The organism is Microcoleus sp. FACHB-SPT15 (assembly GCF_014849525.1).
GTDB classification, from domain to species: Bacteria; Cyanobacteriota; Cyanobacteriia; order Cyanobacteriales; family Coleofasciculaceae; genus Symplocastrum; species Symplocastrum torsivum.
The window spans coordinates 1-16,129 of the sequence record NZ_JACJNU010000055.1 but is presented as its reverse complement, the minus strand read 5'-3'; the positions used below and the strand labels follow the sequence as shown (position 1 = coordinate 16,129).

At 45.1% G+C, this 16,129-nt stretch carries 14 protein-coding genes; 8 read left to right on the top strand and 6 right to left on the bottom strand.

Annotated elements, in window-relative coordinates; translation table 11 throughout:
* Positions 1–31: 31 nt before the first annotated feature.
* Entirely contained in the window at positions 32–1,156 is a 1,125-nt protein-coding gene (locus H6F98_RS21680) for a chemotaxis protein CheW (protein ID WP_192220794.1), read from the bottom strand.
* Positions 1,157–1,309: 153 nt separating this feature from the next.
* Entirely contained in the window at positions 1,310–2,470 is a 1,161-nt protein-coding gene (locus tag H6F98_RS34495; RefSeq protein WP_192220793.1) for a PleD family two-component system response regulator, read from the bottom strand.
* Positions 2,471–3,398: 928 nt separating this feature from the next.
* Between H6F98_RS34495 and H6F98_RS21670 the strand changes: the two genes are divergently transcribed.
* From H6F98_RS21670 to H6F98_RS21650, 5 genes are all read left to right on the top strand, one after another.
* Entirely contained in the window at positions 3,399–4,490 is a 1,092-nt protein-coding gene (locus H6F98_RS21670; protein ID WP_192220792.1) for a thiamine phosphate synthase, read from the top strand.
* Positions 4,480–4,701, top strand: a complete 222-nt coding sequence (gene thiS, locus H6F98_RS21665) for a sulfur carrier protein ThiS (protein ID WP_192220791.1) — start codon at positions 4,480–4,482, stop codon at positions 4,699–4,701. The genes H6F98_RS21670 and thiS overlap by 11 nt, the downstream gene beginning before the upstream one ends.
* 249 nt (positions 4,702–4,950) lie before the next feature.
* Complete coding sequence (locus H6F98_RS21660) at positions 4,951–5,931, top strand: DUF1517 domain-containing protein (protein WP_192220790.1); 981 nt, start codon at positions 4,951–4,953, stop codon at positions 5,929–5,931.
* Positions 5,932–5,998: 67 nt separating this feature from the next.
* On the top strand, positions 5,999–6,907 hold the full coding sequence (locus H6F98_RS21655) for an alpha/beta fold hydrolase (RefSeq protein ID WP_192220789.1): 909 nt from the start codon (positions 5,999–6,001) through the stop codon (positions 6,905–6,907).
* Between the two features lie 52 nt (positions 6,908–6,959).
* On the top strand, positions 6,960–7,739 hold the full coding sequence (locus H6F98_RS21650) for a Uma2 family endonuclease (protein WP_192220788.1): 780 nt from the start codon (positions 6,960–6,962) through the stop codon (positions 7,737–7,739).
* A gap of 69 nt (positions 7,740–7,808) precedes the next feature.
* Here H6F98_RS21650 and H6F98_RS21645 read toward each other — a convergent pair whose 3' ends face one another.
* The 3 genes from H6F98_RS21645 to H6F98_RS21635 form a co-directional block, all read right to left on the bottom strand.
* Positions 7,809–8,291 (bottom strand): DUF3368 domain-containing protein, encoded by a 483-nt coding sequence (locus tag H6F98_RS21645; RefSeq protein WP_192220787.1) that lies wholly within the window; start codon positions 8,289–8,291, stop codon positions 7,809–7,811.
* Positions 8,288–8,533, bottom strand: a complete 246-nt coding sequence (locus tag H6F98_RS21640; RefSeq protein WP_192220786.1) for a UPF0175 family protein — start codon at positions 8,531–8,533, stop codon at positions 8,288–8,290. The genes H6F98_RS21645 and H6F98_RS21640 overlap by 4 nt, the downstream gene beginning before the upstream one ends.
* A gap of 220 nt (positions 8,534–8,753) precedes the next feature.
* On the bottom strand, positions 8,754–11,837 hold the full coding sequence (locus tag H6F98_RS21635) for a tetratricopeptide repeat protein (RefSeq protein WP_199348792.1): 3,084 nt from the start codon (positions 11,835–11,837) through the stop codon (positions 8,754–8,756).
* Between the two features lie 774 nt (positions 11,838–12,611).
* Between H6F98_RS21635 and H6F98_RS21630 the strand changes: the two genes are divergently transcribed.
* The 3 genes from H6F98_RS21630 to H6F98_RS21620 all read left to right on the top strand — a co-directional run bounded on the left by H6F98_RS21630 (position 12,612) and on the right by H6F98_RS21620 (position 15,043).
* Positions 12,612–13,535: an ABC transporter ATP-binding protein gene (locus tag H6F98_RS21630; protein WP_192220785.1), complete on the top strand. Its 924-nt coding sequence runs from the start codon at positions 12,612–12,614 to the stop codon at positions 13,533–13,535.
* Positions 13,528–14,301: an ABC transporter permease gene (locus H6F98_RS21625; RefSeq protein ID WP_192220784.1), complete on the top strand. Its 774-nt coding sequence runs from the start codon at positions 13,528–13,530 to the stop codon at positions 14,299–14,301. Before H6F98_RS21630 ends, H6F98_RS21625 begins: the two co-directional genes overlap by 8 nt.
* Before the next feature lie 100 nt (positions 14,302–14,401).
* Entirely contained in the window at positions 14,402–15,043 is a 642-nt protein-coding gene (locus H6F98_RS21620) for a Uma2 family endonuclease (RefSeq protein WP_192220783.1), read from the top strand.
* On the opposite strand, the gene H6F98_RS21615 is transcribed toward H6F98_RS21620, so the two are convergent.
* The gene (locus tag H6F98_RS21615; RefSeq protein ID WP_192220782.1) at positions 15,012–15,911 is read right to left on the bottom strand and encodes a LysR substrate-binding domain-containing protein; all 900 of its coding nucleotides are present in this window, start codon (positions 15,909–15,911) and stop codon (positions 15,012–15,014) included. The two genes, H6F98_RS21620 and H6F98_RS21615, sit on opposite strands and share 32 nt — an antisense overlap.
* Positions 15,912–16,129 lie beyond the last annotated feature (218 nt).

The window sequence follows — 16,129 nt, the reverse complement described above, 5'->3', positions numbered from 1 at the left end:
CTCTTTGGCATCTACTTTCAGAAGCCTGCTCTTAGACTTCTTCATCCACTATTAACTCCCCCTTTGTAAAAATTTTGGGTAAGTCTAAAACCCTTAGCAATTTCTCCTGAAAAAAAGCAGTACCTTGGAGATACTGCTCACCAACATCGGAGATAGTTGTGGGTAATGGTGTGATGTCAGCAGAGTTCAGCTCAACCATCTCCAAAACTCGATCTACAGGCAATCCGGTAACAATATCGTCAACCTGAACTACCACTGCCGGAGAACCAATACCGACTGGAGGGGTAGGAAGATTCAAAATATTGCGAATATCCACTAAAGTGACAATTTCTCCTCGCAAATTCATGTTGCCGACTATATAGTTCGGACAACAGGGAATTGGTATCAAGTTGTCAATATCAATAAACTCCCGGACTAATTCTAAATTCAGTCCAAAGTATTCGTTCTCAAAGCCAATTACTGCTAAATGTATTAGCTCATTTATTACCTGTAAGCTTTCAACAGACTGTCTGAGTTTATCAGACCGCTGCCGGAAAATCGCTTTTTCTTCAGGAGTTACCTCAAAGCAGTATAGGTCGTAGAAGCTAGTAAAAGTCTCATGAGTTTGGATTTCTGTATTCTGCTGTAATACATCCTGTCCTAGCTGCTGTACGACATCACTATTTGAAGATGATGTTGTTATATCTAGTTGCATTTGTGCATCCCAGATTAAAGGAAGTATATCATCGAGTTGATTGGTTAATGTTTTAGGATCAAGCAGTACAATGTTGCCTAAATCTAACTTGGCAACCTCAGCAATGAATTCAGCATCACTATCACATAGTAATTCATAAAAAGGCTCAGTTTCTATTGCCTCTGTGTTCACGTCTAGCACTTCATTGACTTGGTGAACTACCAGACCAAACTGTAATCCTTCCCACTGCATAACGATAATATAATCACTAAGATGGCAACTTTTTACCGAATACTGCCGGAGTAAATCTAGATGCAGGATTGGGACAATTTGCCCTCGAAAATTCAGAATTCCGATAATATTAGTGACAGCTTTGTCAATGAGTGTCAGTTCCGGAAGTGGGAAGATTTCCTGAACTAGCGCCGCCTCAATTCCGTATTGCAGATTGTGCAAGCGAAATGTTAGGTATTGCTTATTTTTCATGGTGCGTTTTTGAAGTGTTCAGGAAGTGAGTAAATCTTGAAAATAAATTGTAGTTTGAAATGAATAGCTTATAAATAGTATATTTATTGGTTGAACTAGAAGACATAAAGATAGGGCTTTGACAAATGAAGATATGCTCAAGATGTTCTAAATTTAAGTGCAAACAGTAATGTTTTTGTTCCCAACACATTCATCTACAATTTTGATTAATTGATTAGGTTCAACTGGCTTGGTTAAATAGTGAGTTGCACCAGCAATTTGACCTCGGAGTTTATCAGAGAATTTATCTCGTGCCGTGAGCATAATAATGGGCAGATTCTGGAATTTTGGAATGCTGCGTACCGTGCGACAGAATTCCAAGCCATCAATATCTGGCATCGTGACATCCAACAATAGCAACGCGATCGCATTAGTATTAATTACCTTCAGGGCATCTACAGCTTTACTTGCCAACAACACCTGATAGCGATCGCTTAAAGTCCGCTTGATCATGGTTTGCACGATAAGAGAGTCATCAACACTCAGAACAATCGGACGTTGCTCTTGGGTTATAGCAATTTCTTGGGTTACAGGTGCATCTTCCCCAAAGGCGACCCAGCCTGATACTGCCCACGCCATATAAGACCGCGCCAACTCCAGAGGGTCTTCGCCTAATTTCTCGGCAATATCAATTAGCGATCGCACCCCGTTCACCCACTGCTGTAAATGCTGCTGTACCTTGCTGTCTGTAACTACAAAAAGACCGCGTGGTGAAAGTCGAGGAACAGCATCCATTGAGGGGACAACAGGAGCAAGTGCAGCCCATTCCTGTTGACGAGAAGTGACATCTTGCATGACTCTAGACCAGTCCAAACCATGACCGTCTTTGCCATAGCTAAGGTCAAACTCTACCGTAAAATCTAACCGTAACTGTCCAGGATGAGGCAATGATTGCTCTAGCACTTGCACAACTTGAGCATGGACAACGGTTTCAATATCCTCCCATTTGAATACTCGTATCCGCACAATTCGGTCTAAAAGTTCTCGAAAGGATGAGGGATTTACTAACTTTTGCGCGGTATATTTAATAGCAGTGTCAGCCCAGCTATAACTGGACTTTACCCCAATCATTCGGACAAATTCTTGATTACTATCAGGAATCCTTAAGCCTCCATAAACAATCTCACCATTTTTCAAAACTAGAACACGAGACCTTGGTTTTTGATCGGGATTGGCGGTTGTATCTATATAAATGGAGCCGCCAGCACGCTCATGTTGTAAATCTCGGAGCAAATTCCCTAATTGCCCAGCTTGATACTGTGATGCTGTTAGCATTCTTAGAACTCTCTACGTGGTGTGTGTGGGAATGCTTTTGCTGACAGGACTACTACCTAGATAAAAAAGAGCGAATTTACTTCCAAGTTAGATTTGGATATAACTTTATAGCTGTGCTTCCCTAATAGACACAAGAATGTGTCTATCAGTTTTTGTTAGCTTCTGCAAAAGGGGGTAGTAGATCTGCTTTGGCATGAAAAGCTTATCAGTTAAGCAAAACACCGCTTTAGACTTCTTTTCTCATTAATGAAAATTTAGAGAAGAATTAAGCGAATAGATAACTGATGAAATTGAAGCTAAAAAAAGAGATAACCCTGGTGTATGCAACCCGTAGGACGGCTGAATCAAGAAGACTGTGGTTGTCAGCCTACTCCTTTCATCCTGCGATACCTTTCAATTTGCCATACAATGTATGACACGTATTACACCTGATATAGATGTTATTTCAATCGGCGGAAATCAGCAACAAGTTTAAGCAACTTTCATCAAGTATTTATAGTTTGAACGTAGAAAAACAGGCTGTTTACGTGATTGCTCAGAAGCGATTGTGAATAGTAAAAGTTGACCGCCACCTTCTCCACTGATCTGTATCAGGAGGCAATTAAGCCAAAGCCGATGCGTTTTTCCACGAGAGCGGTTTGATACCCCAATAGCATCTACACTATATTTTTATTCCAGAAACTCAACTGTTCTCATATAAGCCATGGGTGCAGAGCAAGGTTAATCGACCTTGAGGGTACGATGAAACTTATCATTTGCCGTCGTCTTTTTTTCTCCTGTTGTATAAAATAACGAGTTCAAGAGTATCGTCAGTAGTACACAAACATCTTTGGGATGTTTGATCGGCTCGACGAAGTGCGGCAAACTAACCTAGTCAGAATCTTCTTGAGAAGCACTGTCACGATTAAAAATCATGGAGTAGTTCGCGATGAGCGATCAGTATAACGGTCGTAGATTGCAAGAGCCAGCGATTTGCCGTATTTTAGATGCCAATTTAGACCGAGCCAGAGAAGGCTTACGAATTGTCGAAGAATGGTGTCGTTTTGGTCTAAACAGCGCCTCAATGGCGGCTGAGTGTAAGCAAATGCGCCAGGAACTAGCTAGTTGGCATAGTCAGGAACTTCGAGCCTCGCGGGATACCCCAGGCGACCCAGGTACTGAGTTGACTCATCCTAGGGAAGAACAACGTTCTAGTATCCAGCATCTATTACAGGCAAATCTTTGCCGTGTTGAAGAGGCGTTACGGGTCTTGGAAGAATATGGCAAGCTTTATGACCCGGATATGGGTACGGCTTTTAAGCAAATGCGCTATCAGGTTTATATCCTAGAGAGCAATTTACTTGCCTACCGCCGTCATCAGTTATTAGAGCGATCGCGTCTTTATCTAGTCACTTCGGCTTCAGACCAATTGTTTTTCACTGTAGAAGCGGCTCTCCAAGGGGGACTAACGCTGGTACAGTACCGCGAAAAAGTGGCAGATGACTCGATAAAACTCTCTCATGCCCAAAAACTGCGCCAAATGTGCCACCACTACGGGGCGTTGTTTATCATGAACGATCGCGTCGATTTAGCCATAGCGGTTGATGCAGATGGCGTTCATTTAGGACAACAGGATGTCCCGGTTGCATTAGCACGGCAGCTACTCGGACCCCAGCGTATTATCGGTCGCTCTACGACTAACCCAGATGAAATGCAACGCGCGATCGCAGAAGGGGCAGATTACATTGGTGTTGGTCCCGTGTACGAGACACCCACAAAAGCTGGTAAAGCGGCAGCGGGTTTGGAGTACATACAGTATGCCGCGAAGCACGCTTCCGTTCCCTGGTTTGCGATCGGGGGAATTGACCCCAGTAATATTAATGATGTCTTAGGGGCGGGTGCTCAGCGCGTGGCAATTGTCCGGGCAATTATGCAGGCAGAACAGCCTACTCTCGTAACCCAGTACTTTCTCTCCCAACTCACTCGCGTACAAACTCTCCGTAGTCTTGAAGCCCGCGTTTCTCAATCTCATGTCGAATAACACTACTCAAATTACCCTTCAAGTCAACGGGGAATCCCGTACCTGCCCACAACAAACTCACTTACCCCAACTGCTAGAACAGCTTGGCTTGAATCCACGCTTGATTGCTGTGGAATACAACGGTGAGATTCTGCATCGACAGTTTTGGTCGCAAACTCAGATGCAGGAAGGCGACAATCTTGAAATTGTCACAATTGTTGGGGGCGGCTAGTGCATCAAGGCGAGAAAGTCCAATTCCCAAGTCCCAATTCCCACGCCTAAGTACGGCAATCTTCGGAAATCTCTCCAGTCTGTGACGTTGAGCGGATAAGGGGTAGCGCTAAATTAAAGAAGGAGAGGTTAAGACTCTTACTACCCTCCCTTGAATCGGCTTCCTTCCTTAAGACTTGTCGGTCGAAAGATGTTTTAAGAGATCAGAGCCGCTAAAGTATAACTCAGCTTGGACAGGAACAATTTTCTTATGAGTAAAAAACTTTTTTCAGCCTTTAAACCACTTTTGAAATCCCTGTTGGTCTTTGGGCTTATATTTACCCTAGTACTAGGCAACGCTAGCAATGCCCTCGCGGCTCGTACTGGGGGTCGGATGGGTGGCGGTTCCTTCCGGGCACCTAGCAGTCGTACCTACTCGCCTCCTGGTGGTGGCTATCGCGCACCTGGTGGCGGATATGGTGGTGGATATGGCTATGGATATCCTGGTGGTGGAATTGGATTTCCCTTTCTGTTTCCCTTCTTTGGCATTGGAGGCGGATTCGGTGGTTTGTTTGGTATCCTAATTTTCTTTGCGCTTGCCAATTTCCTGGTGCAGACTTTCCGTCGCGTGGGTCAGGGTGGTGACAATGACGTTCCCGGTTACAGCAACCCTAAGATTTCGGTAGCGCGTCTGCAAGTGGGTTTACTCGCCAATGCTCGTGGTCTTCAAAAAGAACTCAATGAGATAGGTCTTGGTGCCGATACAGGTTCTGCGGTAGGTAGAGCGCAACTTCTCCAAGAATCTACTCTAGCTTTACTACGTCACCCTGAATACTGGGTCTACGGTGCGGCTCAATCCCAACAAACAGCACTGGAAGCCGCTGAAGCAAAGTTTAATCAACTAGCACTGGCTGAGCGCAGCAAGTTCACTGAAGAAACCCTCTCGAACGTGAACAATCAGCTTAGAGAAGGCACTTCCAAAGCCGCTTTACCGGGTAGTGGTGGGCAGCTAGTGGCAACAGACGCGCCAGGTGAGTACATCATCGTTACGATTTTGGTGGGTACTGAAGGCAAGCTAGAACTCCCAACCATCAACAGTTCCGATGAGCTACGTCAAGCGATTCGTCAGATGGGTAGCATTTCTAGCGATCGCTTATTGGCTGTAGAAATTCTCTGGACTCCACAAGCTGAAGGTGACACTCTAACTACTGATGACATCTTGGCTGCGTATCCAGACCTGAAACTGGTCTAACAGTTTGACAACATCACAATACTCGTAAGGGTAGGTCTTGTACCTGCCCTTTTTTGTCGTCTAGTCTATGTTTCCTGATTTTCTCCCATCATCTGTTACCCAACTCAAAGACTCTACCTGTATTGCAGTTGCCCAAAGTCTCCTGCGTCAGAGTATTGCAACACCTATTCTTGGGCAACCCGTTGCTACAAGCTATATCCAGCAAGGTAGCGGGGGAACACCAATTCTTTTACTCCACGGCTTTGATAGCTCTGTTTTGGAGTTCTTTCGCCTGATACCACTGCTTGCCGCTCATAACGAGTTGTGGGCAGTTGATTTATTAGGCTTCGGCTTTACGGAGCGGTTGACGGGAACACCATTTAGTCCTCTGGCAATCAAGAAGCATCTCTACGGCTTCTGGAAAACGTTGATTAATCAGCCAGTGATTCTGGTAGGAGCATCAATGGGAGGAGCAACCGCAATAGACTTTACCCTGACTTACCCAAACTGTGTCAAGCAACTGGTTCTGATTAATAGTGTTGGCTTCAGTGGGAGCTTTCCAATTGGTCAATTTTTGTTTCCTCCCTTTGACACTTTGGCAATGGAATGGTGGCGCTTCCTGAAACTTCAGACGTTGGCAAATGCGAAAGTGGATCGTAATCGAGATGCTGCCTATGTGGATGCCTTGCTGTGTACGACGTTGCCTCTAGAAATGCCAGGTTGGTATGAATCAATTCTCACGTTTACAAAAACGGGAGGTTACAGCTTAAAGGAGTCACAGATTACCCAAATTGACAAGCCAACGCTGATTTTGTGGGGGGAGTTGGATAACTTTCTAGGAAAGGGTGATGGGGAGAAATTTAATAACGCGATCGCTAACTCCATTCTGCATGAACTCAAAGGCTGCGGACACGCCCCGCAATTTGAGCAACCAGAGGTGATTGCGAAGCACATTCTTGCCTTTGGGTGTTCTGCTGAGTCATCTCACTCACAATAGGAAGATAACCCAGAGACAGCATCTTAAAAGTCCTCGATTTTGGAGATTAATCATGACTAGCTTCCAAAGTCTACCGCCTCAATCCGATCCGCCTCTTTCACCTCGGCTAACCTTACCAACCATGTATGATCTCAAGAGCGAAGATCCAGAGGAGCCAGGTTTGCCTGACGAGTATCACGGATACCAACCACTGCTATTACGACACACATTCAAGCCGACTAATTGTGACCTAGATGAGGTGTTCATCGGAGCTGATATCAATCTTTACTACGATCTTCGCCATCTCAATTGGTATAAACGCCCAGATTGGTTTGCCGTGGTGGGAGTTTCCCGACTTTATGAAGGTCGCGACCTGCGTAATAGTTATGTGATGTGGCAAGAACTGGTGAGTCCGTTTGTGGTGGTTGAGTTATTATCCCCAGGCACAGAAGATGAGGATTTGGGACGGACTGTACGGCAACTGGGGAAACCACCAACTAAATGGCAAGTGTACGAGCAGATTTTGCGGGTTCCTTACTATTTTGTTTTCAGTCGTTATACCAATGAACTCCAGGCATTTCGACTGGTTGGGGGGGCATACGAGTCTTTAGAGGTAGGGGAAGAAGGATTGCTCGTTCCTCACTTGGGCTTACGTTTAGGCTTATGGCAAGGTCGTTATGAAAACGTGGAACGCTTGTGGTTAAGGTGGTTTACGGCTTCAGGAGAGTTGATTCTAACTCCTAGTGAGGAAGCCGCCACTGCTCAAGCTAGAGTCGCACAAGCTGAGCAACGAGCTGAACGGCTTGCGGCAAAACTGCGTGAGTTAAATATTGACCCGGATGAGTTAGAGTAGGGTGCGATCGCTCTTTTCGTTGCCCAAGAGAGGAGGTGCGATCACTTTCCTCAGTCCAAGTCAGGTCTACTATTCTCCAGCTAAGCGTAAGACTTCTGCATACAAAGCGTCACGAATCCAGAAATTATTTGCTCTTAAATCATCTAAAATAGGCTGTACTGACGCAATTAGCCCTTGTTGTTTAGCAGCTAAAACTATTCCCAAAAGCCCAGTCACTTGCAACCCTAATCGAATGGCTTCATTTCTACCTCTTCGTTCGTCAATAATTAGGCGTTGTGCATTAATCTCTACTGCTAAAGTAATTGCTTCTGCTTCACCTGGATCTAAATTAGTTTGTAGGGTTTCTAGCAGAACTCGATCCGAAACAGGTTGAGTTTGAATCCAGTCTAAGGTTTGAACAGCGAGTGTCGCTGGATCTGTGTCACCGGAGTTAATGAGTTCCTGATAGACAGCAGGTGGGATAATTATATTGCCATAAAGTTGCTGCAACAACTCTAACTGTCCGATCGCAGCAAGGTTACTGATGGGGGATGTATTGCTAACAACAATCATCGCCAGTTGTTGGCTTCTAAACTTTTGACATCCTCTCTGAGTTCAGCAATATCATAGTGTAGCGGAATTTGGCGACTGGCAAGTAATCGTTGAAACTGAAGTTGGTTCATCTTGGCAAAACGACTGGCTTGTCCGAGAGTAAATCGTTCTTGCTCAAAGAGCAGAATAGCAATTTCAGTTAGTAATTCGCTCTCGGACAGTTGGATGGTTTGGAGAACTTCGTCGGAGATTACAAGGGTCATCGTTGTCTTGGCTTATCTATAGTTCTAAATTTAGGATAGGCGATCGCTCTTTTCGTTACTGGAGAGAAGATGTGCGATCGCATTCAGGTAAATCCCACTGTTGAGATTCCAGCCAGAGTTAGGAAAACGCCTCACTAACCAATTTTCGTAGTTCTAACCTGAGATGGGAATGTGCGATCGCCTACAGTGCTAATCTTCTCAATCCTCTTCATTTAGGTGCTTATCCTTTGCCAAAACCTTTGCCCTTCTTCTTAGAATTGCTTTTCTTGACTTTCTGATTAAAATTGGGCAAGTTTATTGCTGTGGAGTTGAGAATATCATGAAGAATTGCAAGATTATCCCTACAACTAACAGTTTGAGGATGATCTGACCCTAAGCATCGATGATAAATGTCCAAAGCCTTTGCTAGCATAGGTTCAGCTTCTCTGTATCGCCCTTGAAGGTAGCAGATGTTGGCGAGACTACTCATGTTTTCTGCCAAATCGGGATGCTCTTCTCCTCGCAAGCGATTGGTGAGTTCCAAGGCTTGCAAAAACAGGGGTTCAGCTTCACTGTAACGTCCTTGATAACAGTACAGTTTTGCTAGATTGGTTAGACTGGCTGCTACCTGGGGATGGTCTTCTCCTAGCAAGCGTTTAGTGAGTTCCAAGGCTTGCAAAAACAGGGGTTCAGCTTCGCTGTAGCGCTCCTGAAAACTGTATAGACTTGCCAGATTATTCAGGCTGGTTGCCACTTTGGGATGATTTTCTCCCAACAAGCGTTTAGTGAGTTCCAAGGCTTGCAAAAACAGGGGTTCAGCTTCGCTGTAGCGCCCCTGAAAATTGTAGAGATTCGCTAGGTTGTTTAGGTTGGTTGCTACATCAGGATGGTCTTCTCCCAGTAATTGTTGGGCGAGTTGTATGGCTTGTAACAATAGGGGTTCAGCTTCACTGTAGCGCCCCTGAAAATTGTAGAGATTCGCTAGGTTGTTTAGGTTGGTTGCTACATCAGGATGGTCTTTTCCTCGTAAGAGTGTAGAAAGTTCCAGGGCTTGCAAGAACAGGGATTCAGCTTCACTGTAGCGCTCTTGAGAATGATATAGTTTTGCCAGATTGCTCAGGCTGACGGACACTATGGGATGAGTTTCTCCCAACCAACGTTGGGCAAGTTCTAATGCTCGCCCCAATAAGGGTTCAGCTTCACTGTAGCGTCCCTGATTTTCGTAAAGACTTACCAGATTGTTTAGAGTGGCTGCTACCAAAGGAGCCGCTTCTCCCTGTAAACGTTGGGTGAGATCCAAAGCTTGCAAAAACAAGGGTTCGGCTTCACTGTAGCGCCCCTGATTTTCGTAGAGAGTTGCTAGATTGTTCAGGTTGTTTGCCACATTGGGATGGTTTTCTCCCAGCAAGCGTTTGTGGAGTTCCAAAGCTTGCAAAAATAAGGGTTCGGCTTCACTATAGCGACCCTGAGAATTGTAGAGAAGTGCCAGATTGTTCTGGCTGGTTGCTACACAATGATGGTCTGAGCCAAAACGGGCTTGAGTGAAAAATAAGCACTGCTCAAACCAGGGTTTTGCTTGGTCGTACAACCCTTTACCTTCATAGAAGCTGCCTAAGCCTGTGAAAGGTTTAATTAAATCCTCGTCGCTTAACAAATCCCTTAAGTCTCTGTCTTTAGCTACCTCTGCCACATGAGGTATAGCAGGAGCAACTGCCTGAAGTTGCTGACGGGTGGGCGAGTCAGGAACTCGCTTTGCTACTGCCACCATTGCCGATACAAACCCTTGTTTGCAAGTATTTACCTTAGCTGACTGTTCTCGTTTCTCCTGCAAAAACTGCCGAATCAACTGATGAAGGCGGTAGCTTCCCTGACCTATGCGTTGTAGCAGGTTGAAATGCACTAAATCAGCTCTAGCTTCTTCCAGTATGTCTAGATCAATCTCCTCATCTTCCGAGGAAGGCATATTGCTGTAAGCCAGCTTCACCAAATCCCAAGGAATATCAGCTGAGGCAAACAAACTTAGTAGACAGCCCAAAAATTGAGCATTTTCCTCTAATCGCTCCCAACTCAATTCAAAGGCATCAGCAACCCCCAGTCGAGCAGTCATCGTTGAGCCAGCTTCGAGAACTGATTTGTGTCTGAGCCGCTTTTTCTCCAGTAGAGACAGCATTGCCTTGAGCGACAAATCTGGGTCACGCTCCAGATAGCGTCCCACCAGTTCTAATCCCAAAGGCAAATAGTCCAGCAACTGACGACAGAGTTGTTCCGCAATATCTATTTCCTTTTGAATTTGTTCCGCGCCAACTAGCGATGTTAATAAATCCAGTGCTGCCTCTGGTTGCAGTTTATTGAGCGCTAAATGTTCTACAGGTCGCCCCAACTCTTCCCGCGTTGTGAGCAACACTTTAAACTGGGATGATTCCGGCGGCTTATAAGGATTTACCTGCTGCCTGTAGTTGGTGACATCATCGATAACTATCAGCCAGTCTCCCGGTTGCCAATTTCGCCAGCAGTACTTCAACTGAGTTGATAAATCCCAATCTTCTGGCGGGTTCAGGTTCAAGAGACTACGTGCAAAATTAACCAGTTGAATTCCAACATCGCCATCTCTGGCATCTACCCAGCAAACACCACCTGCACCATCACCCAAACCTTGTAAATGCTGCCACGCATATCGCATCGCCAGTTCCGTTTTGCCAACGCCGCCCATGCCTACAATTGCGGCAATCGTCAGCTTATTCTGTTGTTCTCCCCCTTTGGTAAGGTGGGCAGAGGGATTCAACAACTGATGCAGCCTTCCAAGTTCCTGTTCGCGCCCGAACAACTGCACTGCACCACTGGGAGGAATATTCTCGTAATAATTACCCCTGTGTTCATCAACATCACTATTTCCAGCGAAGAGAAAATTCAGCGCAGCATATCGTTGGGGTAACTCTTCTAACTTCACCCGATTAACGGGTTCCTCAAGCTGAAGCGTAGTGTCGTAAATCCAGAATTCATCGAAGTTGCAGAGAACAACATATCGAGGCTGGGGTTTAAGCTCATCCCAGTATTCCCTAGCTTGTTGAATATGTTCCTCAAGCTTCTCACCACGACTCTTCATTTCTAGAAGAAGCCTTGGACGCCACACTAAATCTGGAAACTTTGTGTGCTTCCCTTTCGACTTCAGCCGATATTCAAGCTTTGCTCCTGCCTCAACGCATCCCCGATGACCAAACGCTTGGAAAAGGCGATCGCAAAACACCTGTGCCTCACCCTTTTCATAACCTTTGAGGGAACGAGCATAGTTAACGAATTCTTTGATTTTGCCCAGCGTATCCGTCATTGCGCTACTTGAGGCTTGCTCTTATTGTTGCTCAAGAGGGAGGGTGCGATCGCATTTTTGCCCCGCATAAGTTCAAATCTTTGCGTTTCCAGCTAACTGATGAATTTTGGTAGGGAAAGTTTCTTATAACAGTAAGTCTAATGGACAGATGAGGTATCAAACAGACAAGACTTGTAAACCTATTTCTAACAAGTCCTACTATCAATAGAGATTCTTACGTTCATGCGATTGAGGAGATGCACCCGAACATAGAGATAGCTATTTACGATTGTTAGAGGTATCGTCAACTTGAGTTTCAAATTTAAGTAGAACCGCCTCAATCTGGTTAGTAATCATTTGTATTCTTTGCTTAACCTTCTTTGGATCAATGCCTGACCACATAAAGGCGTTACCAAAGTTTGCCTCCTGTTTATTCCACACAACAAGCCTCTTATGTCAAGATGTTACTTGAATTTTTACCGACTCAAGAGTTCTCTACCTCTTTCTTGGGAGAGACGAATCAATATCTTTATCTTCTCAACAGATATTTGTGCAATGCCCTAGATTTGGGCATTAGAGATTTTGTACCAACCCTACTAGTGCAAGAAGGCAGAAGATAGGAGGCAGAGGGTAGAAGGGAAGAAAGCCTGCACAGTAAGCTTTTCAACCTTTTTTAACTGGATAGTTATTTCCGCCGTGCTGCACTAGTAGAAGCAACAGCCATCTACTTGCATTTGCCTTCCATACCCTGAGAGAGCTTTACACTATTTAATAGTTCCGAGTGATAATGGTGGCATGAAAGCACTAGAGGTTGACAACCTCAGAAAAACTTACCGATACGGAGGCAAGCTTGTTGAAGCTGTGCGTTCCGTCTCCCTAACCCTAGCGGCTGGTGAAGTTCTGGCGTTTTTGGGTCCCAATGGGGCAGGAAAGACAACCACAATTAAAATGATTGCGGGGCTGATTCGACCGGATGCTGGTCGAGTGCGAATTGCTGGACTTGACCCTCACCATAACCCACAAACCCTACGCCTCGTGGGTGCTGTGCTAGAAGGTAATCGTAACCTCTACTGGCGGCTATCACCTGAGGAGAACTTAGAATATTTTGGAGTGTTAAAAGGGCTGAATCGCGCTGAAGTTCGTCGGCGTGGCAGGGTACTTTTAGAGCGATTTGACCTCTTAGCCAAGCGTCGGACGAGGGTTCAAGCGCTTTCGCGAGGAATGCAGCAGAAGCTTGCGATCGCAGTTGCGTTAATCCATCAACCCAAACTGCTACTCTTAGATGAGCCAACCTTGGGGCTGGATGTGGAAGCGACACAGAATGTCAAAGCCTTAGTAAAAGCGATCGCACAAGAAGGTTGCGCCATCCTCCTCACAACTCATCAACTGAACATTGCAGAGGAACTTTCAGACCGAGTAGCGATTATCCAAAACGGTGAAATCATTGCCTCTTCACCCACTCGTGACCTGATCCGACAGTTTTCCGGCACAGCCTACACAATTGAGGTAGAAGGTGAACTCAACGCCTCACGAGTTAGAACTCTTAGCGAAGTTGGCGCAACAGTCCAAGCCGGGAAAGTTGTTTATACAGGTAGTCCCGAAGGATTGTATTTGGTACTAGATGTTCTTAAGCCTTTACCCCTAGTACAGGTGAAAAAGGACACAGCCGACCTCACAGAAATCTTTTTGAAATTAGTGCGAGAAGGAAGTGATGTTTGAACTGTTCCTTGCTGAGTTGCGGCGTAGCTGGATTCAGTTTATTCGCTACCCAACTGAGGCGATTGGGGGAGTGGTAATTACCACATCTATTTTCTATGGATTATTTTTAAGCGCCCGTTATATTGCGGGTCCTTCATTGCAGTTTGGCGATCGCCTTGATGCGATCGTTGTTGGGTATGTGCTTTGGAGTCTGGTGCTGTTCATTATGACCGACATTGCTGGGGGCTTACAATATGAAGCTCAGACTGGCACCCTAGAGCAGCTATTTCTCTCACCGTTTGGTGCGCCAAAAGTCTTTGTGATGCGAACCTTAGCCAGCTTAATGCTGCAATTGACAATTATCGTATGCATTGTGCTGATTATTATGGCGCTTACCGGAAGCCGCTTGGAATTTCCGCCAACATTGTTGCTTCCTCTATTTACAGTATTACTAGGAGCATATGGTCTAGCGTTTATCATGGGTTCTTTAGCGCTACTGCTCAAGCGGGTTCAGCAGCTAATCGGAATCATCCAGTTTGGACTGTTGTTTTTGATTGCAACTCCTACAGAAACTTGGGCGGGTTCATTGCAGGTATTTAGATGGCTGCTACCGATGACAGCAGGTGCTGGATTACTGCGAGATTTGATGGCACGGGGTGAGGCGTTGAACCTTGCTCAGTTTGGATTGGCTTTGCTGAACGGGATTGGGTATTTTACTGTAGGGTTGCTGATTTTCCGTTTCGCTGAGCGGCAGGCAAAACGGCGAGGAATGCTTGGGGGATATTAAACTAAGCAACAACTAGTGTGAACTACAACTGAGAGGAATTGTAGTGACAGAGAACAGCACCGTGTTGATTTTTGGTTTTAGATGTAGTGGGAACTGAGGAATGTTATTAGAACTCAAGCGCATCAGTGTACCACCAGGACAACGGGTACTGCTACATGATGTAAGTTGGCAGGAATTTGAAACGATTTTGGAGGATTTAGGAGAACACCGCACTGCTCGAATTGCTTATGACAATGGAACGTTGGAGATTATGACTCCCCTACCCGCTCATGAACGTAGTAAAGAAAATATTGGCGATTTAGTGAAAGCACTCCTCGAAGAGCTAGATATTGAATTTTGTCCCTTGGGTTCGACAACATTCAAAAATCAGGAGATGACTAAAGGGATAGAACCTGACAACTGTTTTTATATCCAAAATGAAGCCGTAGTTCGAGGGAAAGACAGAATAGATTTAGCTGTAGATCCACCTCCCGATTTAGCACTAGAAATTGATGTAACCTCTCGGACTCATCCTAATATCTATGAAGCACTAGGAGTCCCTGAACTTTGGCGTTTTGAGAAAGGGGAGTTGCAAATTAATGTATTACAAGACGGTAAATACATTGTGTCTGAGGTTAGCGCGAATTTCCTAAACTTACCTCTAGTTGAGATAATCCCACAATATCTGAATCAGAGTAAAACGCTAGGCAGAAATAAAGCCATGAAAGCGTTTAGAGCTTGGGTGAAAACGCAACTTCCCTAACTATCTCTAAAAAAGAAGATAAAACAGAACTCACAGTATCGGGATACCAAGCAACAGCAAGTTCCAATTCTGGCGTTGGCTCTAATAATTGCCTAATGACGACTCCAGAGGGTGCAAAGGCTTGTGCAGATGCATGAAGTAGGGAGATACCAATGTTCGCTGAAACTAAACCGAGAATGGTTTGCTGAGGAATCACCTCTTGCACAATATTTGGGCTAAAGCCTGCTTGCTGACATAAGCTAATCATGCGGTCATAGAGAACCGGACCAACATGACGTGGGTAGAAAATGAAAGGTTCATTCGATAGCTCTTTAATCGAGATGGGTTCTGTTCTAGCCTCAGCCAATGGATGGGTATCCGGCAAAACTGCAACTAAACCCTCTCGATGAATCGTTTCTAAGATCAACGTGTCATTCTCTATCGGTGGATGTAGTAACCCTGCCTGAATTTGACCAGAGGCAAGTGCTTCAACTTGCTCATTTGTTTGGAGCCTCTCCAGTGCTAAATCGATTTGTGGATATCGCTCTTTGAACAAACGAACAATTTTAGGCAGCACGCTATTTAAAGCTGGACCCGTAAAGCCGACAGCAAATTCTCCAATTTCCCCTCGACTTGTACGTTGCGCTAATCGCACAGCGTGTTCAGCACAGGCGAGTGTTTTTCTTGCCTCTGTGAGAAAGACTTGCCCTGCTTGGGTTAGACGTACAGTGCGTTTCGTGCGATGGAGCAACTCTACACCGATTTGGGACTCTAAATCACGAATCTGACGACTGAGCGGTTGCTGAGCCATGTGAAGTCGTTGTGCTGCCCGACCAAAATGAAGTTCCTCAGCTACGGCGACAAAGTAACGGAGATATCGCAATTCCATTTGAACTTTTAAGGTGTTAATTGGTGATCAATTGTGTGTTGGACATCCACAAAGCTTCTTCTTAGCATGATAAGTAAGTTGCTAACTGCTGAGAGTTCGATTCAATAGACCTATCCTTAATAGAAAAGCTGTGGGATGATGAAAGAATAATTAAGAATTCCGTGCATCTAGTAATGACAAGTCCTTTGGAAAGAATCGAATCACATCCTCAAGAAGCA